At 56.5% G+C, this 17,623-nt stretch carries 18 protein-coding genes; 6 read left to right on the forward strand and 12 right to left on the reverse strand.

The window, feature by feature from the left end; all coding sequences use genetic code 11:
* Positions 1 to 222 precede the first annotated feature (222 nt).
* The 3 genes from ABSE13_RS07870 to ABSE13_RS07880 all read left to right on the forward strand — a co-directional run bounded on the left by ABSE13_RS07870 (position 223) and on the right by ABSE13_RS07880 (position 3,499).
* Positions 223 to 606 (forward strand): hypothetical protein, encoded by a 384-nt coding sequence (locus ABSE13_RS07870; RefSeq protein ID WP_424027965.1) that lies wholly within the window; start codon positions 223 to 225, stop codon positions 604 to 606.
* 657 nt (positions 607 to 1,263) lie between these two features.
* Complete coding sequence (locus ABSE13_RS07875) at positions 1,264 to 3,045, forward strand: MFS transporter (RefSeq protein WP_424027966.1); 1,782 nt, start codon at positions 1,264 to 1,266, stop codon at positions 3,043 to 3,045.
* Positions 3,046 to 3,067: 22 nt separating this feature from the next.
* On the forward strand, positions 3,068 to 3,499 hold the full coding sequence (locus ABSE13_RS07880) for a universal stress protein (protein ID WP_424027967.1): 432 nt from the start codon (positions 3,068 to 3,070) through the stop codon (positions 3,497 to 3,499).
* Between the two features lie 15 nt (positions 3,500 to 3,514).
* Here ABSE13_RS07880 and ABSE13_RS07885 read toward each other — a convergent pair whose 3' ends face one another.
* The 5 genes from ABSE13_RS07885 to ABSE13_RS07905 all read right to left on the reverse strand — a co-directional run bounded on the left by ABSE13_RS07885 (position 3,515) and on the right by ABSE13_RS07905 (position 7,004).
* Entirely contained in the window at positions 3,515 to 3,901 is a 387-nt protein-coding gene (locus tag ABSE13_RS07885) for a hypothetical protein (protein ID WP_424027968.1), read from the reverse strand.
* A gap of 101 nt (positions 3,902 to 4,002) precedes the next feature.
* Positions 4,003 to 4,155, reverse strand: a complete 153-nt coding sequence (locus ABSE13_RS07890; protein ID WP_424027969.1) for a hypothetical protein — start codon at positions 4,153 to 4,155, stop codon at positions 4,003 to 4,005.
* A gap of 1 nt (position 4,156) precedes the next feature.
* A complete protein-coding gene (locus ABSE13_RS07895; protein ID WP_424027970.1) occupies positions 4,157 to 4,597 on the reverse strand; it encodes a GtrA family protein in 441 nt (146 codons plus the stop codon).
* Positions 4,594 to 6,852 carry a glycosyltransferase family 39 protein gene (locus ABSE13_RS07900; RefSeq protein ID WP_424027971.1) on the reverse strand — a complete coding sequence of 753 codons (2,259 nt, stop codon included), beginning with the start codon at positions 6,850 to 6,852 and terminating at the stop codon, positions 4,594 to 4,596. Before ABSE13_RS07900 ends, ABSE13_RS07895 begins: the two co-directional genes overlap by 4 nt.
* Entirely contained in the window at positions 6,849 to 7,004 is a 156-nt protein-coding gene (locus ABSE13_RS07905; RefSeq protein ID WP_424027972.1) for a hypothetical protein, read from the reverse strand. Before ABSE13_RS07905 ends, ABSE13_RS07900 begins: the two co-directional genes overlap by 4 nt.
* Before the next feature lie 334 nt (positions 7,005 to 7,338).
* Between ABSE13_RS07905 and ABSE13_RS07910 the strand changes: the two genes are divergently transcribed.
* On the forward strand, positions 7,339 to 8,106 hold the full coding sequence (locus ABSE13_RS07910; protein WP_424027973.1) for an FHA domain-containing protein: 768 nt from the start codon (positions 7,339 to 7,341) through the stop codon (positions 8,104 to 8,106).
* A gap of 66 nt (positions 8,107 to 8,172) precedes the next feature.
* Positions 8,173 to 10,122 (forward strand): protein kinase domain-containing protein, encoded by a 1,950-nt coding sequence (locus ABSE13_RS07915; protein WP_424027974.1) that lies wholly within the window; start codon positions 8,173 to 8,175, stop codon positions 10,120 to 10,122.
* 168 nt (positions 10,123 to 10,290) lie between these two features.
* On the opposite strand, the gene ABSE13_RS07920 is transcribed toward ABSE13_RS07915, so the two are convergent.
* The 5 genes from ABSE13_RS07920 to ABSE13_RS07940 form a co-directional block, all read right to left on the reverse strand.
* Positions 10,291 to 10,704, reverse strand: a complete 414-nt coding sequence (locus ABSE13_RS07920; RefSeq protein ID WP_424027975.1) for a hypothetical protein — start codon at positions 10,702 to 10,704, stop codon at positions 10,291 to 10,293.
* Between the two features lie 309 nt (positions 10,705 to 11,013).
* Positions 11,014 to 11,391 (reverse strand): hypothetical protein, encoded by a 378-nt coding sequence (locus ABSE13_RS07925; protein WP_424027976.1) that lies wholly within the window; start codon positions 11,389 to 11,391, stop codon positions 11,014 to 11,016.
* Positions 11,392 to 12,093: 702 nt separating this feature from the next.
* Positions 12,094 to 13,308 carry an ABC transporter permease gene (locus ABSE13_RS07930; protein ID WP_424027977.1) on the reverse strand — a complete coding sequence of 405 codons (1,215 nt, stop codon included), beginning with the start codon at positions 13,306 to 13,308 and terminating at the stop codon, positions 12,094 to 12,096.
* On the reverse strand, positions 13,305 to 13,985 hold the full coding sequence (locus ABSE13_RS07935; protein ID WP_424027978.1) for an ABC transporter ATP-binding protein: 681 nt from the start codon (positions 13,983 to 13,985) through the stop codon (positions 13,305 to 13,307). The genes ABSE13_RS07930 and ABSE13_RS07935 overlap by 4 nt, the downstream gene beginning before the upstream one ends.
* Positions 13,986 to 13,995: 10 nt before the next feature.
* Entirely contained in the window at positions 13,996 to 15,321 is a 1,326-nt protein-coding gene (locus ABSE13_RS07940) for a COG1361 family protein (RefSeq protein WP_424027979.1), read from the reverse strand.
* Positions 15,322 to 15,538: 217 nt separating this feature from the next.
* Here ABSE13_RS07940 and ABSE13_RS07945 point away from each other — a divergent pair, with 217 nt between their 5' ends.
* Positions 15,539 to 16,141 carry a YkgJ family cysteine cluster protein gene (locus tag ABSE13_RS07945; protein ID WP_424028018.1) on the forward strand — a complete coding sequence of 201 codons (603 nt, stop codon included), beginning with the start codon at positions 15,539 to 15,541 and terminating at the stop codon, positions 16,139 to 16,141.
* Positions 16,142 to 16,170: 29 nt separating this feature from the next.
* Here ABSE13_RS07945 and ABSE13_RS07950 read toward each other — a convergent pair whose 3' ends face one another.
* Both ABSE13_RS07950 and cofC read right to left on the reverse strand, forming a co-directional pair.
* Positions 16,171 to 16,884, reverse strand: a complete 714-nt coding sequence (locus ABSE13_RS07950; RefSeq protein WP_424027980.1) for a ribonuclease III family protein — start codon at positions 16,882 to 16,884, stop codon at positions 16,171 to 16,173.
* A gap of 32 nt (positions 16,885 to 16,916) precedes the next feature.
* Positions 16,917 to 17,543 (reverse strand): 2-phospho-L-lactate guanylyltransferase, encoded by a 627-nt coding sequence (cofC, locus tag ABSE13_RS07955; protein WP_424027981.1) that lies wholly within the window; start codon positions 17,541 to 17,543, stop codon positions 16,917 to 16,919.
* Positions 17,544 to 17,623 lie beyond the last annotated feature (80 nt).

Here is a 17,623-nt window from a genome sequence, read left to right on the forward strand (position 1 = left end):
AGATTCTTCAAAGTCTATTCAGTTCTTTTTTTAAACAACACATAGTCAACTGTTGAAAAAGGAAAAAAGGATAGGATTTCTATCAGTCGTTATTACAATTCTCAAGAGGCTGCCTTAAGTGGAACGTCGTTTACTTACCTAGCAAAGCTGCTTACTCTCTGAGGGGTTAGTCTCATTGAGAAGACCCGAATAAAGGTTACAGAATCAATCTCGGTTATTGTTATGTTTGAAGACATGCAATCAGGAAATATGAGTGTAGACGATCCTTTCCTTATTCCTGATAGTTCTGGTGAAGATTGGAAAAAAATGACTTCGGAAAAACAAAATCGATACAATCAAAAAGTCGCTGCAAAAAACGAATATATCGAAACAAAAGAAAATTATGATACGTCAATTACCAATCTGATCTCTCCTGTGCCAATTATAGCGATAGGGATTATATTCGCAATCTTCCTGCACGGAGGAATAATTTTAGATATTATAATTATACTTATTGGGATATTATGGGCAATATTACGGATTGCAGCTTACTTGTATGCATATGAACGACATAAACGTGCAAAAGCGGCACTTAAGAATGTAATTGCAGAGCTGTCGTTATATTAATCTGTTTTTCCAATTAGCATAATTTCATAAAATTCTGGAATAAGACAAATTTTTCTCTGAGGTATTCTTTATATTTTAATTATTTCGCAGTCACCAGTGTGTTATTTAATCAAAATGATCCTTCTGAAGAAATGCCATGAACAGATAATGTTCCGTCCGGAACCATCCGAGTTCTCCGTAACTGAATTTGTGAGAGTCCCCCGCCCCAGGGCCTCTCCGAGGAGGCAATCGTCGCTTCAGCGAGGATTGACTGGAGAAGAATACGCAAGGATTCTTCGACTTGCTGAATCTCATGAGAGATGAGGCACGGCGGGGTAGTAAGGGCTATTATTTTTGCTTCTGGTCACTGATCCGCCACCGGGCTCCCCGCCGGGGGCGGCCCCCATAGAGTGATACCGCCCGAAGAGGTTATCCCACAGCATCGTAATACGCAGGGGCTGTCCAGAGGGACGGACACTGTCCTCTCCTCTCCAAAAAATATAATCTGATAACAATCCGGTTGGGGTTGCCACAGAACCTTTTTACCAGAAAAACCCGTTACTATCCACAAGGTTAGTAAGTGCGGTACTGCACTGTATCCCTTATACATGGTAATACTCTCAAAATGGTAGGAGACAACGGACACCTTCATGCAGCGTGTCTTCAATCCTGAAAAATATGGTGAATACCTTGGAAACTTCCCCGCAACCGGGCGAAACCGCCCAGGATAACAGTCTTCCCTCCGAAGGCCTCCACTACAAGTGGGTAGCCCTCTCCAATACAACCATCGCCACGTTCATGGCCACGGTCAACGGCAGCATCATCCTGATCTCCCTGCCGGCGATCTTCAACGGCATCAGCATCAACCCGCTCACCTCCTTCCAGTACCTGCTCTGGATGCTGATGGGCTACGGAGTCGTTACGGCCACGCTCCTGCTCAGTTTTGGCAGGCTCTCCGATATGTACGGCCGGGTCAGGCTCTACAATATCGGGTTTGCGATCTTCACCGCAGGATCCCTCCTGCTCTTCCTCACGCCCGATAAAGGTGATGCCGGCGCGATCGAGATGATCTTCTTCCGGCTCATACAGGCAGTCGGCGCCGCGTTCATTTTCTCCAACAGTGCCGCGATCCTCACCGATGCCTTCCCGCCGGACGAGCGGGGCAAGGCGCTTGGCCTGAACATGGTTGCCGCCCTCTCCGGCCAGTTTATCGGGCTGCTGATCGGGGGCATCCTCGCAGTTTACAACTGGCGGTATGTCTTCCTGATCAGTGTGCCGTTCGGGGTCATCGGAACCATCTGGGCATTCATGAAGCTCAGGGAGCCCACGTACCCGACAAAGGCCCGGAAGATCGATATCGGGGGCAACCTCACCTTCATCGGGGGGCTGACCATCTTCCTGATCGGGATCACCTATGCACTCCTCCCGTACGGGAACGATTCGATGGGCTGGGGAAGCCCGCTCGTCATCGGGTGCATGGTCGTCGGGCTGCTCCTGCTTGCCGCATTCCCCATCATCGAGAGCAGGGTAAAAGACCCGATGTTCGACATGGCCCTCTTCCGGAACCGGAACTTTGCTTTTGGCAACGCAGCCGGCTTCCTCTCGGCAATCGCGAGGGGCGGCGTGATGATCATCCTGATCATGCTCCTGCAGGGCATCTGGCTCCCGCTCCACGGCTACAGCTTCGAATCAACGCCGTTCTGGGCAGGCGTCTACATGCTGCCCCTTACGATCGGCTTTGTGATCATGGGCCCGATCTCGGGACTCTTCTCGGACAAGTACGGCCCCCGCTGGATCAGCACCATTGGCATGCTCCTCGTGGCGGTCTCGTTTGTCCTGCTCGCCCTGCTACCCTACAACTTCGACTACCTCACCTTTGCCGTCGCTCTCTTTATCATGGGCATCGGAAACGGCATGTTTGCCTCGCCGAACTCGGCTGCGATCATGAACTCGGTCCCGCCATCCGAGCGTGGTGTGGCGTCCGGTATGATGTCGACCCTGATGAACTCGGGGTTCGTCATAAGCATGGGAATGTTCTTCACCATCATCGTCTTCGGCCTGACAAAGGAGTTCCCGGCGGCACTCTCTGCCTCCCTGACAAGCGCCGGTGCTGCCCATCTCATCCCGGCAATGAGCGCCATTCCCCCGACCGGTGCACTCTTTGCCGCGTTCCTCGGGTACAACCCGGTCCAGATGATCCTCGCAGGACTGCCGGTCGCCGCAACCGCAGGGATTGCCCCTGCAACTCTTGCCATCCTGACCGGGGTCACGTGGTTCCCAACAACGCTGGCACAGGCATTTATGCCCTCGCTCGCCCTCACGTTCTATGTCGGGGCAGCGATCTCGGTGATATCCGCGGTGCTCTGCGCCATGAGAGGGGAGATGTACGTCTATGAGACCCATGGCAGGGATGCAGCCACTGCGGATCCGCAAGAAGTATCAGGAAAGAGCGAGAGATGATCGCTTTGTCAAAGGTGGAACCATGACAACGGGGCTGTTTACCAAGATCCTGATCGCAACCGACGGGTCAGAGAGGAACAAGGCTGCGGTGGAAGAGGGCTTGCGCATTGGCCGGGCCTGCGTATCGCCGGTCCATGCCATTTATGTGGCCGACATCAGCACACTCGAATCCGCATCCCCTGAAGTGATGATCGGGGATACCTGGGAACTGGTGCAGCGCGAAGGGGAGAAAGCACTGGACCGTATCCGGAATATGGCAGGCAGTGTACAGCTTGAGACCGTGATCCTTGAGGGAAAACCCGCAACAGAGATCGTGAAGTACGCCCGGGAACAGGATATCGACCTCATCGTGATCGGCACGCAGGGAAAGCGGGGGATCGAACGCTTCCTTCTCGGGAGTGTAGCGGAGAGCATCATACGGTCTGCGCCCTGCAAGATCCTCGTTGTAAAATAAGTGTTATTGAAAGGATTATCGCCTTCGCCGTTTGGCAAAGGCGATCTTTGCTTCCAGTGCCTTTTCTTTCTCTTTCAGGAGACCCGGGGCTGCGCCATCCACCCGGAGGGACGCAATCTCGGCAAAATCCCGGATCATGTCGGTCAGTTCCTCATACGAAAACTTTTCGTCAGAGATCCGCTCCATAAAATCAGCTTCACCGTCAACCGGCTTCTCCAGGATCGGGAAACTGACCCGGAATTTTGCCCGGCAGTACCTGCAGCGCGTGTGATATTCGCCGCTCGCCCGCTGCCCCCGGGTGAGGATCCGGAAATTTATCCCAACGCATGCCGGGCACGGCCATTCAAGCGTGAGGGCTTTCACTATGCCCTGTGCCTCCCGTTCAAAGAACCGCTCAAGCATCCGTGCCTCCGTAGGTGTTATTTTACCGGTATACCATTGATCCTCATTAATGTGCTGAACGGGGCAGGGAACCGGGGGGTCTGCCTGAGGAGGGGATCGCCTCAGCGTTTCCCGGCTTTGAACCGGAGAAGGTTGTCCTCCTGGAAACGCTCCTCGTTCCGGATCTCTTCTTCGATGTCCAGCCGGACTTTCCGGGCGGAGAGCAGGGGCCTCTTTGTATCCCCGGTCTCCACATCATCTGGTTGAGGGGCCATATCAGTTCCCTCCCCGGAATGTGAACCTGCTCTGCCCGTAATAACTCCAGCAGAATGCGCAAGCTGTGGCAATCACTTTGGCTGGAAGATAGTTGAGGGCATACATCTCCACGGCAATCCAGATGATACAGAGGTTCACGAACAGGCAGCTGACAGAGATCGCGGCAAACCTGGTGAACTGCGTGACGTAATCGGTTGTCCCGTCGTGGAACGTTATATACTTGTTCATACCATAATTGACCAGGATCCCGCAGCAGTACGAGATGGCTGCGGCGGGAAGGTACCACAGGCCAAGGCTGGTAACAAGCACCCAGAGGAGCCCGATATCGACGAGAGAAGACACGGCCCCGGCACAGAAGAACCAGAGGATCGTAGTCCTGTGGGAGGCAGTCGTGCTGCTGGTCATCCCCGCATCCCCACAGGCATATCCTGACGGCCTCATGCTCCCGCCTGCCTCGTATACCCGGAGCAGTCATACAGGCTGTTCATGCCACCCATGCCGGGCTGGCTGGTCCTCATGTCCGATACGGTACTATTGGTGCGCGATGATGCGGATGGAATGCCCGGTGCCGTGGATTCGCTTGTTGTGCTTCCGCTCCAGTCTGAAGAGGAGACCGCCTTGCAGTGGTCCTGTACCCAGGTGTAGAGCAGCGGGTTGCCCATGATCATGCCGGTGCTCCCGGATCCCGATCCGTTGGTAGACGTGGAAGGTATGGAGAAGAACCTGATCTCGCCGTCACTCACCATCCGGCTCAGCGAATCCACGGTCAGTACCTGGTCGCTGCCGGAGAACCCTCCCAGCGCCATCACCGGTTTCCCGGTCGCTAGGATCAGTTCGGCAGCACCGTCCATGCTGTCCGGCACGGCAACGAGGAACTTTTCACCGGTCGAATGGGAGATGAGATATTCCGCAAGTCCCGACACATTCTCCAGTCCCTGCGATCCGGGCATCCCCATCCCGCCACCCCCGTTCCCGCTGCTCTGGGCAAGCTGCGGCCCGGCAACCGGCAGGACGTTCCCGGTCCCGTACAGGAAGGGCGTGCAGGACCAGATGAACGGGCAGACAAAGAGCAGCCCTATGGCAAGGAAGGCAGCAGTCTTCGGTAGTATCCCGGTACCGGTGCTGGTCTTTATCTTCAGGACGGCGAGCAGGATCGCAAGCACGATAGTCCCGGCTGCAAGGATGACCGGGAGAACTCCCGACCATGCTGCGGTATAGAGCAGGACGAAGACCTGCACAAGACCGGTCACCAGCACAGCTGCAATCAGGATCCATCCCGCGGATCCCCCGGTGCGCCAGGCATCGTACATGGCAACGGCACCTATCCCGGCAACGGCTGCAAGCGGCGGCGCGATCGTTGCCAGGTAGTAGGTATGCCAGAACCCTGTCGTGAAGCTGAAGTACAGGAGCCCGGGCAGGAGCCAGAGACCAAAGGCAGCCAGCGTAAGGCCCCGTTCACCAAAGAGCCCGGTCTCCGTGAGCCCGTTGAGGGGGAGAGATGATGGCCGTCTCCAGAGTACGGCAAGGCTGATCAGGGCGAAGGGCAGCAGCCAGCTGATCTGGCCGGCAAGCCCCTGACCAAGGAGGCGGAGCAGGCCGGGCGACCCTTCGTTATCCATACCCCCGCCACCATTGCCCCCGGACCTGCTGCCAACGCCGGTTCCGGCACCGGGCATTCCACCGGTTCCACCTTCAGGCCCGGTTCCCATACCGGGTCCCTGGCCCATCGCATCCGTCGGGGCACCCGGCGGGGTATCCCGGTCGGCCGGTTCACCGCTTCCGAACTGTCCGGCGGTACGGTTTGCCGACATTCCCGGCCCTGGCGAAGTTCCGTCACCCGATGCCTGCATTATGCCGGTTGGGGGGGAACCCGCAGTTCCGCCCTGCGCCATTATCCCGTTCTCGATCCGGTGAATACCGTTGTAATTGACGATCAGGCCAAGAACAGTATTGTCCCCACTTCCCCCGATATACGGGCGCTGGTCCGCGGGTACCATGTCCACCGCGACAGCCCAGGAAAGGGAGACTGCCACGAGAACGCCAATGGCAAGGAGCACGTGAACCAGCCTCTTTTTCACCGGCAGGCCCCCGGCCCCTATCAGGTAGATCGCGGTGATGGCTGGCACAACAATGAAGGCCTGGATCATCTTGATATTGAACCCGAGGCCGACGAGGATTGCTGAGACGAGCAGCCGGGGCAGCGACTGCTCGCGGGCCGCCCTGAGTGCCATCCAGAGGGCAAGGAGCAGGACGAAGATAAGGGTACCGTCCATAGTGCCGTTCCGCGATACCGCCACAAAGATTGGGGTGACTGCAAGCGCAAAGGCTGATACCAGTCCCGCAGGTTTCCCGAACGGCCGTGAGACGATCAGGTAGACAAGCGCAACGGATCCGACACCGGCGAGGGCCTGCGGGAGTACGAGCGCCCAGCCGGAGAACCCGAGCAGCACTGCGCTGAGGCACTGCACCCAGAGCCCGAACGGGGGTTTATCCACCGTGATGAATCCGCCCGGGTCAAACGAGTTGTAGACAAGGAGAGAGGGGTTTCCGAGCATGCTCCTGACGGCAGCCGCGTAATAGGTATTCGTAATACCCGCGTTCCAGATGTTCCAGATATTCAGGAAGCCGGAGAGGAGCAGGATGCCTATAAGGAGCAGTTCGGCAGCATGGGTTTTTACAAACGGTATCTCTTTCATGGGCGGCGATCCCGGACATCGTCGAGGAGCTGGAGTATCTTCCCAATCCGGTCCTCACTTATGAATAGAGATGCACCTGTGCCCTGCAGAGATTCTTTGATGATATCGATCTCGTCGGACGTGATCAGGTACCACGGATTTTTCGGGGGCATCCGGTCATGCCTCCCGTGCGGGCTTAAGTCCACGGGATAGGGGCCTGCTCCCGTATGAACCGATTATAATTGTACAGGTTCTTTCTGTCATGGGAAGGGGCATAGAGAGCCGGACAAGATATATTGATGATACGGTACAAGTCAGAGGATAGAACTGCAAAGGCAAGTATTGAACCGGACGGGATCATATATCCGCGTTCCCTGCATAGTCGCACCCGGATACCAGACGGGCAGAACTGCAAAAAACACTAACTTATTTCACCCCATGCACTATATGTATCATAAAGCGTACTCGGACAATCCAGTACGGATTTATTCTGGACAAGGGTGCTTCATGTCTGACAAAGAGACCGTAACAATCTCAACGGATCCCGCATTTTTACAGGAGTTGTCGGAATACCTGGAGGTACTCTCCAACCCGGTCCGGCTGAAGATCCTCAAGGTGATCGAGAAGGAACCAAAGGAGATCAGCGAGATCGCCTCCCGGATCGACACCAGTTATGCCAACACGAAGAAACACATCGACCAACTCGTCGTGATCGGCCTCGTAAAAAAGGAGGCGGGATTCGGACGGGAGACGGTCAAGGGCATCCACCCGGTCTGGAAGTTCTCCCTCATCGAAGGAGGGATGGAGATGCTGATACGGAATATCGGGGTCTTCTCAAGAATCAACATCCCTATGGGGTACGGTGACCTCCATGCCCGGCTCGAGCCGGTGAAAAAAGCGATCATGGCAGAGTCCGGGGAAAATTTCCCGGCCCTTCACCTGGTGGAGGGGCCTGCAGCAGGGACTACGTATCTCCTCAAAAAGGACCGGATCGGCATCGGGCGCAGGGATCCTGATTTCCCGGCGTCTGCAAAAGAGGGGGATATTACCCTGCCGGTGGAGTATGGTGCGGTTACCCGGATCACAAAACCACACGCGATCGTATTCCGGTCGGGAAAGGAGTGGTTCATCGAAGACCGGGGAAGTTCGAGCGGGACCTACATCAACGCCGGCCTGATCACCCCCATGACCCGGACACCAATCAATAATGGCGACGTCATCGATCTTGCAATCGGGGATAGTTCGGCACGGTTTCTCTTTGTGATGAACGGGTAGTACGTATAGGGAGGTATGCATACGGGATCGCGGGGAAGGCGTTGGGGCAGGCGGCTATTTTTCCCCGTGATATTTGTATTTCTCCTGATCATCCTGACCGGCCCACAGGCATCCGCACAGGTCTTCATCTATAATGGCACCGGGGGTACGGTGCAGGACCTGATTAACAGCTCGGCAAACGGCGATTCCATCTTCCTCCCGGCGGGCATCTATACCGGGAACCTCATTATCGACCGACCCCTCGTTTTTGGTGCGCTCGATACCAGCCACCCCCCGGAGATCGTCTCCGTTGAAGGGCCGGCCGGGATCACCCTTGCCGCGGATGGCGTTACGCTCAACGGCGTCGTCATCTCCGGCACGGCACAGACCGGCCTTACCATACTCTCGAGCAACAACCGGGTCGGCGGGATAACGGCAGATGGATTCCAGCAGGGGATTGAGCTGAGAAACGCGGCCAACAATATTATCTCGGGCAACACGATCACGAACAACAGCATCGGTATTGTTGTGGACCGGTCCTCGCATACCAATACGTTCTTCCTGAACGAGATCGGGAATACCGCGGACGTTACTGTCCAGTCCGCGGACAATACCTGGTTCTCATCCCGACAGGATTACCAGTACCTGGGGAAAGCCTGGTCCGGCCCGCTGGGGAACTACTGGAAGAGGTATACCGGGCAGGACACCAACGGAAACGGGGTAATTGACGCGGCCTATACATTCCAGACCAGCTTCCAGGGTGACGGCCAGAGCGTGGCGATCGCGCAGGTGACCGATCGGGCACCCCTGGCAGGCCCACCATCCGCCTACACGCTCGTTCGATCCTCTCCACCGTTCAATGCCACGCAGGTGAGCGACCTTGTCGGCTCCCCGGGTTTTCTCTCAGGAACGCAGCTTCCGGAACTTCCGGCAGGAAGTTCAGAGGGAGGCCAGTCCCCCGATGCCGGTGGGTTTTCGACAGCTCCCGGCACGTCTGGATTACCGCCCCCGGCACCCTTCCCGGGGATCCTCATCCAGTTCTGGTGGGTAATCGCGATCATCATAGGACTGTCCCTGGTTGCGGGAGTCTGGTACGAGCGGTTCCGCAGGAAGACAGCGCCGGTACAGGCTGACATGTTCCCGCAGACGGCTTCCCCGCGGAATGTAACGATGGTGAAAAAACCCGGGCTGGCTACACCCGCCGGCACAGGCCAGCCGGAACACTCGTACTATACCGCCCACCTTCCCCCCGCGCTGGAAAAACGATATCCCGAAGCGGATTATATGGGCGAGGGAGGAGTCGGGCGGGTGTTCCGGGTCTTTGACAAGGATGAAAACCGCTATATTGCAGTAAAAATCCCTATCCGGTTTGATGAGGTGACGGGCCAGCAGTTCACGCGGGAACTCCATGTCTGGCAGGGGCTCCACCACAAAAATATCGTTGAGATTTACGCGGCAAACGTCTTTCCCATGCCGTACATCGAGATGGAATATATCGAACGCTCGCTCGCAGACCTGAAATTCCCCCTCCCCCCGGCAAAGGCGACCGCCATAATCCGGGGAATTGCCGAGGGGCTCCGCTATGCGCACGAGCGGGGCATCGTCCACAGGGACATCAAGCCGGAAAACATCCTGATCACGGTCGACGGGACACCCAAGATTACGGACTGGGGGCTCGCCAAGGCCATGACGGACACAAAGAAGACGGGGATGATCAGTTTCTCCCTGAATTATGCAGCGCCGGAGCAACTCGCGCCGAACATTTACGGTGACGCCGGGGAATGGACCGATATCTACCAGCTCGGGGTCCTCTACTACGAGATGGTGACCGGCCGGTTGCCATTTTGCGGGTCCGGGATGGGGGAGATTACCCAGGCGATCCTCCACAATGCGCCACAGACCCCGGAACTGGAGGGGGCCGATGCACCTGCAATCAGCAGGATCATTCTCAGGTGTCTTGCAAAAAAGCCCGCAGATCGTTACCCTGCTGTCAGGGATATCATCACCGACCTGGAAATCATAGCTGCGCCGGAGTGACCCCGGGCGTACTTTTTTCAGACAGGTTCTCCCATCCGTTCACAGAGAGGGAATAAACCGGGTCATTCAGGGGTAGACTTCCGCAGGACCGGGACATAAAAAAATTCAGGATTTTTACCCACAGGGCAACCGGGTCATGACGACACGGTGTAACGAGCCGGACGAGGATTAACTCGTGGGCGGTGTACCTGACGGGGCTGTACCGGACGGAGGTGTGCCACCGGTGCCACCTGACGGGGGTGTACCGGATGGGCGTGTCCCGTTCATCTGCATACCCGCCGGAGGAGTGCCCGAAGGCCGGGTGCCGTTCATCTGCAGACCTGCTGACGGTGTGCCGGAGGGATGGGTCGTGTTACCCTGCATATCGGCAGGTTGTGTGCCTGAAGGGGTTCCGGCAGTTGAGCCGGAAGATGCGTCGGTTGCCTGCTGGCCCGAGGGGTTTGCTGCCTGTGCCGTGGCAGTGGCCTGCGCCTGGCCCGAGGATGCGGACGTACTGCCGCTATCCTGCGTGCAGCCTGCAATAAATATTCCTGCCACAAGGATCGCTGATGCGATGATCATGATGATAGTACTTTTTTTCATGAGATGCGTTTCTCCTTATCTTTTCTGGTGAACACCAATGTGGTGCCTGTGAACCGGGGATCCGGTGCAGGTGCAGTCCGGCCCGGTTCCGGGCCCTCCTTCCCGTGGGGCACCTGCCTGCAGATTCCGCCGGCAGGGCCAGAAGGCGGTATCACACCGCGTTACGGGGAGATGTAACCGCACCTGTACCGTATATCACCGGTTCAGTGCGATCCCTTTCGGGGTCATCATCCGGTATCCGAATTACCGCGGACTCTTTTATATTCGCAGTATGAGCAAAGGGCAATAATGAATGGGTACCGACATAAATTACACCGCGGAGTAAACATAATCCCTGTCGCCAAAAAGCCGCAGGATTGAACCAGTAACAATGATCATCTGCCCGCAACACAGGGGACAATAATCCATATACCTGACAGCCGGGTAATGAAGGAGGTAAAAAAGGTTTGGAAGGGGGATAGAATTGTTTCCTTCCGGGGATTTTCCGGTGAGCGGAAGGGCGCTGCGGGTTCCGCCGCATTCCCGTTCCCGGGGATCGAACAGGCTGTTGAACGCCATTGGTGCCTGTTGACGGGGGAGGATCTCCATGTACTGCTTCCCCCCGCGGATAAACCTGCTCGTGGAATATTGTATAACCCTGTCCTTCTCTCGGGTTTTCCTGTACTTCTCCTGAACCTTGTGCATCATTTTTTGCTGTCCTTTGTGCCAGCATCTGGTATATCCCCGCAGTACCGGCCCTTGCCGCAGGAGAGATTTTCCCCCTGTAAAAGGAAGAACTCCCCCTTGAGTCAGCGGGCCGGGTAGTGGTTTTCTTATGATATGCCGTCCCTTGCAATCACCTCCTTTTCCTGATGATCACCCGTGGCGGGGTAATCATCCTGCATCCCCATCTTCCCGGACTATTGTTATATTCACGCCATGGGAGTCGTGAAATATAGCGCCTGCACCGGCATTAATTGAACCAGCCGGTGTACTATTCCCCAGCTCCATTACGACAGGCCCGGATTTCCCGCCGGGATCGTGTTGCTATAATGAGAGAGTGGGTGAACACGTGAGTGAGAGGCGGGGAGGGGGGAGGGGGGGATCCTGTTCAGGGATTCGGAGGGATATCTGCACCGGGGTTTTCGCGCTTGCGGGATGGGGCGGTTGGCACAGCCTGATAATTGGAGGTGGCGGTGCCTGCACGGGAAAAAGGATCAGTCTTTCGATCGCTTCTTATCCGGAGTCGTTTTCTGCTGCCGGAACTTAGGGGCGATGATCTTCGTCATCACTTTCTGCACATAGAATTTCAGTAACATAGACATCTGCATTCCTCCGTAGTATTGGATGCCGACGGGCTCCGGGAACGAAATACCCCCGGAGCCGGGCCGCATCGGTTTTTGCCCAGGGTCAGTCGCTCCTCAGCGCATCGATCGGATCCATGTTCGAAGCCCGCCATGCGGGATAGAGACCCGAGATCACACAGACCACCATACCGATCAGCATGCTGATCGGAACATAGGCGATGCTTGCAGGGAGGAAGAAGAACGCCGTCGTACCGATCATGGCGTTCACCACACAATACCCGATAACCAGACTCATGAACCCTCCTATAAGGGCACCGAGGATCCCGAGGACCAGTGCCTCATAGAGGAACATGCGCCGCACTTCTCCCGTCTCCGTTCCGATGGAGAGCAGGATACCGATCTCCTGCACCCGTTCGTTCACCGACATCATCATCACGTTGAAGATACTGACGGCCGCGACAAGGAGAGAGATACCGCCGATCGCCATGATAAACGTGGTGACCGTACTGAGCGTTGACGAGATCGTGTCAAGCTGGGAACTTGCATCCCGGATCCGGATGGCGGGTGTCTTCGCGTCGGTATTGATCTTGTTCCCGATCGCGGTCTCTATATCTGAGATATAGTCCGTGTTCTTGACAATCACGTTCACCTGGGGGTAGACATCCTTGCCGCCGTACTGGTTGGTGTACCAGTCCTTGGAGACAACTATCGCGTTATCGGTACTGACACCATCCGCCACAGTTCCCCGTGCCTTGAGGATCCCGACAATCCTGACCTCTGGGCGGGAAGTGGACGATGTAGATCCGATCCTCACCCGGCTGCCGATCTTCAGATTGAAGTTGGTGGCGATGGAAGAGCCGACGAGGACTTCATTGATCCCGCCGATGTTCGTCCCGTTGTCGATCGTGAGGAACCTGGTGACATCACTGGGGTCCATGCCGTACACCATACCCTGGCCGGCAACTGACGAAATTGTGAACTGGCTATTTGTATCATAGATAGGGATGACCGTCCCGTTGGATCCCACCACCTGTTTGATCTTGGCCAGTTGTATCTTTGTGATCCCTGTAGCGGTGGTCGTGGTAGATGTCGACGGGTTGAATCCCGGCGGACCCATCCGGACTGCATCTGCAGAGAGGACGATGGTGTTGGCGCTCGATGCAAGCTGGTCCTTGACCTCAAGCTGCATGTTCGTCCCGAGCATTCCCATGGAGGAGATGGCGACGACACCGATCACAATGCCTATGGAGGCAAGGATGGAACGCGTGAAGTTCAGCCTGACACTCCGGACCGCGAGTTCAAAGAAGATGTCCATCATGATGGAGCGATCCTGCCATCTTCAAGGCGTATGGTGCGCTTGGCATACTCGGCAACCTTGGGGTCGTGAGTGACAAGGATCACCGTCTTACCCTTTGCGTGCAGGTCAACGAGTATGTCCATGATCTGGTACCCGGTCTTCCGGTCGAGATTGCCGGTCGGTTCATCGCAGAGCAGGATCTTCGGGTCGTTGACGAGCGCCCTGGCGATCGCCACCCGCTGCTGCTGCCCGCCCGAGAGCTGGTTCGGGCGGTGGGTGGCCTTCTCCTTGTCGATGCCCACGGCATCGAGCATCTCTGTAGCCCTGCCGGTGGTATCCCGTTTCTTGTACTTGAGGATGAGCGGGTATTCCACGTTCTCGTAGGCCGAGAGGAGGGGGATCAGGTAGAACTTCTGGAAGATATACCCGATCGCGTCCCGGCGGAGATGCGTCCGCTCAAGGGCGTTCATGGCTGCCACGTCTTTTCCGTCAAGATACAGCTTTCCGGTTGTGGGGACATCGAGGATCCCCAGCTGGTTCATAATGGTCGATTTCCCGGAACCCGATGGTCCCATGATCGCGACAAAGTCGTTCTCCAGGATATCGAGCGAGACACAGTTGAGCGCCATGAAGTCCCCGCTCTCGAGATGGTAGGTTTTTGTCACATCCACCAGGCTGATAAGGGGGGTATCGGTCATATCCGGCCCCTTACTGCTTCTTCAGCTTCGCCATAATCCATTTCCGCTTCTTGTATCCGACGATTCCGGCTACAAGGAGAATGACTACGGCAACCAACGGGTAAAATGAACTGGCTCCTCCACCATTTGAGGTCGTGATACCGAGCAGGCTGCTGCTGGAAGAGCCACCGGGTCCACCCATATCACCGCTGGGTCCGCCGCTTCCGCCGGGCCCGCCCATGCTGGAGCTCGAGCGGGTCTTGCTTGTTTTGTTGCCTGACGTTGTGCCGCCGGCACTTGAGGACGAACTGAGATCAACCGTTTTGATGTCCTCGTATGAGTTCCCGGTTGAATCCTTCCAGGTGATGACGATCGGGACCGCTGAAAGATCCTGGGTTGTGAAGGTCAGCTCGAAACTGTTGGAATCATCCGATGCCAGGCTGCCGATCGCATACTCCGGGTAGGTTTCCGTTCCCTGTGCCGGGGATCCCACCGACACGACAAGCCCTTTTGCATCGGAGATCCCCGCGTTGGTGATATCGCCGGTGATGTCATAGTAGGAGCCTTTGGAGGTCAGCGCTACATTATTGACAACCGGTGCGGCAGCCGTCTTGTCATTGCCGATCGTTACAGGGAGGACGACATCCTTGGTATGAATGTTGTCACCGTTCTGGTAACTGATGTGGAAAGTGAGGTTCCCCGCCCTGGTAGCCGAAACGGTAAAGGGGACGTCAACAGAACTTTCCGCAGCAAGGGATGAGACATACTTCTCTTCCGGGCTGATCTGCATGCCATCCCCGTACGCCGTGATCTCGATATTCTTCAGCTCGCCGGACCGGGGATTGATCAGGGTCAGGTTGACACTCTTGTCAACGGACGCAGGGAAAGAATCGGGTTTGTCTGAGACCACGGCCTTGAGGTCTTTTGAATCCACAACTACTTTGATCTGCGAGTGAATAGGAATTGAGCCCCAGTCCTTGGGTGAGACCGTGAACAGAGGGTAGTAGGTCCCGTCCGTAGCATCCATGGTGAAGGTGAAGGAGTAATCCACCGTAGAACCTGATCCGACCGTGGTCACCGTGGAGAATGAATTCTTGTTCGTGACTATGACGTTATTCCCGATGAGGTCGGGCATGCAAAGCCCCACGGTGGTGTTCGAAGGGTTAGTGACATGAACCGTGACCGTACCGGTCTCATAGGGATAGAAGACCGCGGGGTCGAGATCATAGGACGATATAATAATCTGCGAAGCAGGATCCGTTGAGGTCTGGGAACTTGCACTCTGGGCTGCGGCGGGTACAACTGACAGGATCAGCAGCACCAGGATACAGCCGATTATTTTATAAGGTTTCTTCATGGTCTCTCCAACTTTGAGTAGTATCATAAAGCCAGCGGGAAGGGATCAGGTAACAACCCATTTTCGACACTACCGGCTCCCTGGTTTCCAGGGATGATCTCCATGACGATGCCTCCGGGAGCTATTATATTTGCATCATGGCGAGCGCCCAATTATTGGCTAAAACGGGGAAGAATTCAACCGGGCGGTTCAATATATAGTTCCCGGGGGGAACGTGATGATATTTCGCCGGAACCTGGACCTGGCAGGCGTCTGGTCTAAGGGTCCTGTTCAGCCTTATATGCAGGCGTTCAGTTTATCCTCTCCCGCATACGAACCGGTTACTACAGGAAGTGCCGTGTCGTTCCGGTGCCGGTTGTGCGGGGAGTGCTGCAGCTCCATGGGAGAGATCATCGAGATCCGGGAGCAGACCGGCCCTTCGGCATTCCGGATCGGGTTTAAGGTCACAGGAGAGGAGCAGATGGTCACGATCGATCCGGACAAGCAGGTACTCTGTTCCCGGCAGGACATCCGGATGACGCGTCCCATGGCCTGTCCGTTTCTCCGGGAGGAGGACACGGGGGCAGTGATCTGTACGGTCCACCGCTCGAGGCCGGATCTCTGCCGCCAGTACTCCTGCTTCCGGATCCTCGTGCTCGACGGGGAGGGTAAAAAGATCGGGCGGGTGATGGATGGCACCCGGTATTTCGTTTCCCGGGATGCCGGACTCAAAAAGACCTGGGACCGGGAGTGCTCAAAACTGGATAAAGCTGACGAAGCCTGCTGGGAAGAAGAGGCGGGAGCCCGCCTGGCATCGGCAGGGTACCGGGTCGTGCGGTGAGGGGGGGCGCCGGGACCCCGGTTACCGGTTCAGTACGGATCCCGCCCGAGAGTATCGAGCGCCCGCTTTGCCGCTGCCTGTTTTGCCTGCCGGGCGGTCTCTCCGCTGCCCTCGCCGAGGATCTCACCATTGCAGAGTACCTGGAACGTAAAGGATGGTTTGTGATCCGGCCCGGTGCGCACGACCTCCCGGTACTCCGGAAGGGACTGGTCCTTTTTCTGGAAATACTCCTGGAGGGCACCGATCGCATTCCCGTCAGGGTCGTGCGCGGCAAGGACATCTCCCATGATCGTATTCACGAAATAGGCCACATCATCCAGCCCCACCTCGCAGTACAGGGCCCCGATGAATGCCTCAAACGCTCCGCCCGTGATCCGTTCGCCGTAGGGATTTTCTCCGATCGCTCTCGGGATGAGGCGGGCAAAGGCCGTCTTCCCGTGCTGCCGGGTCAGTGCGTCGAGCGCATGGTTCGAGACCGCCCCGCTGAGGATCTTCGTCATCCGGCCCTCGTCGAGCACCCCGGCCCGCTGGGTAAAAAGCGACTGGGCAACGATCAGGTTGAGAACCCGGTCACCGAGGAACTCGTACCGCTGCCAGTCCTCCTTCGTTATATCCCACCGGTCGGTCCCGGGGATCCCGTAGGCATTGTTGAAACGGGTCACAAACGTATTGATGATCCGGCTGACATCCGGATCCGGCGTACTGAGGAGTTCGATGAGCGATAGCCCGGACGATCCCGTCATATGATGGCAATCTGTAGATTGAATTGATAATGCTATCGTTTACGGGTGATTCCTACCCGGCCCTTGTCCGTTGCAAGTGCAAACCCGAGTCCTTCCAGGTACGCCCTGCTCTTGCCGGCACCGTGGATCAGCAGCTCCACAAGATCCTCTTCCTCGTCGATATCTGTGTGCAGCCGGAACGAGTCGATCACATCAACCGAGAGCCCGGCCTGCTCCGCGATCGCCATATGCTTTGAAAAACTGCCCCCGTAATAATCGACATGGAACTTCTGCGGTTCCTTAAGGTAGATTACGTTCGTCCCGCCGCCACGCCCGGGCACGATTGCCACATCTTTCTGGGTAGTGACAGCCCGCCGGATCGAGGCCGCATCGGCCAGCGGGAGATCGGCCATGATAATGATGACACTGTTCTCGGCCCGCGGGAGAATTTCGTTGAGGGTCTGGTTCAGGTCGGCGTCCTGCACCGTGATCTGGACAAGCTCGCTTTCGAAGAGTTCCGTACTGACGATGACCGGCATGCAGTTTGCGTCTTTCACCGCAAAGAGCACGTCCTCCAGCATTGCCTCGGCAAACTGTTCCCGCTCCTCCTGCGAGAGAAGGGCGGAGAGGCGGGTCTTCGGGTTCTTGGTCTTATAGGGAATCAGAGCGTGCGGACACATCAGCTAGCAGGTACGCGGGGAAATAAAAAAAAGGTGCTGATATGCTCGTCGCCACAGCACCGCGAGATATAAAAGAACGG

Source organism: Methanoregula sp., from assembly GCF_049518935.1.
GTDB lineage: Archaea > Halobacteriota > Methanomicrobia > Methanomicrobiales > Methanospirillaceae > Methanoregula.

What these genes read in the sequence shown, in the direction of transcription:
- ABSE13_RS07870 (WP_424027965.1), top strand. Translation starts at nt 223, where the DNA reads ATGTTTGAAGACATGCAATCAGGAAATATGAGTGTAGACGATCCTTTC.
- ABSE13_RS07875 (WP_424027966.1), top strand. Translation starts at nt 1,264, where the DNA reads ATGGTGAATACCTTGGAAACTTCCCCGCAACCGGGCGAAACCGCCCAG.
- ABSE13_RS07880 (WP_424027967.1), top strand. Translation starts at nt 3,068, where the DNA reads ATGACAACGGGGCTGTTTACCAAGATCCTGATCGCAACCGACGGGTCA.
- ABSE13_RS07885 (WP_424027968.1), bottom strand. Translation starts at nt 3,901, where the DNA reads ATGCTTGAGCGGTTCTTTGAACGGGAGGCACAGGGCATAGTGAAAGCC.
- ABSE13_RS07890 (WP_424027969.1), bottom strand. Translation starts at nt 4,155, where the DNA reads ATGGCCCCTCAACCAGATGATGTGGAGACCGGGGATACAAAGAGGCCC.
- ABSE13_RS07895 (WP_424027970.1), bottom strand. Translation starts at nt 4,597, where the DNA reads ATGAGGCCGTCAGGATATGCCTGTGGGGATGCGGGGATGACCAGCAGC.
- ABSE13_RS07900 (WP_424027971.1), bottom strand. Translation starts at nt 6,852, where the DNA reads ATGAAAGAGATACCGTTTGTAAAAACCCATGCTGCCGAACTGCTCCTT.
- ABSE13_RS07905 (WP_424027972.1), bottom strand. Translation starts at nt 7,004, where the DNA reads ATGCCCCCGAAAAATCCGTGGTACCTGATCACGTCCGACGAGATCGAT.
- ABSE13_RS07910 (WP_424027973.1), top strand. Translation starts at nt 7,339, where the DNA reads ATGTCTGACAAAGAGACCGTAACAATCTCAACGGATCCCGCATTTTTA.
- ABSE13_RS07920 (WP_424027975.1), bottom strand. Translation starts at nt 10,704, where the DNA reads ATGAAAAAAAGTACTATCATCATGATCATCGCATCAGCGATCCTTGTG.
- ABSE13_RS07925 (WP_424027976.1), bottom strand. Translation starts at nt 11,391, where the DNA reads ATGATGCACAAGGTTCAGGAGAAGTACAGGAAAACCCGAGAGAAGGAC.
- ABSE13_RS07930 (WP_424027977.1), bottom strand. Translation starts at nt 13,308, where the DNA reads ATGATGGACATCTTCTTTGAACTCGCGGTCCGGAGTGTCAGGCTGAAC.
- ABSE13_RS07935 (WP_424027978.1), bottom strand. Translation starts at nt 13,985, where the DNA reads ATGACCGATACCCCCCTTATCAGCCTGGTGGATGTGACAAAAACCTAC.
- ABSE13_RS07940 (WP_424027979.1), bottom strand. Translation starts at nt 15,321, where the DNA reads ATGAAGAAACCTTATAAAATAATCGGCTGTATCCTGGTGCTGCTGATC.
- ABSE13_RS07945 (WP_424028018.1), top strand. Translation starts at nt 15,539, where the DNA reads ATGATATTTCGCCGGAACCTGGACCTGGCAGGCGTCTGGTCTAAGGGT.
- ABSE13_RS07950 (WP_424027980.1), bottom strand. Translation starts at nt 16,884, where the DNA reads ATGACGGGATCGTCCGGGCTATCGCTCATCGAACTCCTCAGTACGCCG.
- cofC (WP_424027981.1), bottom strand. Translation starts at nt 17,543, where the DNA reads ATGTGTCCGCACGCTCTGATTCCCTATAAGACCAAGAACCCGAAGACC.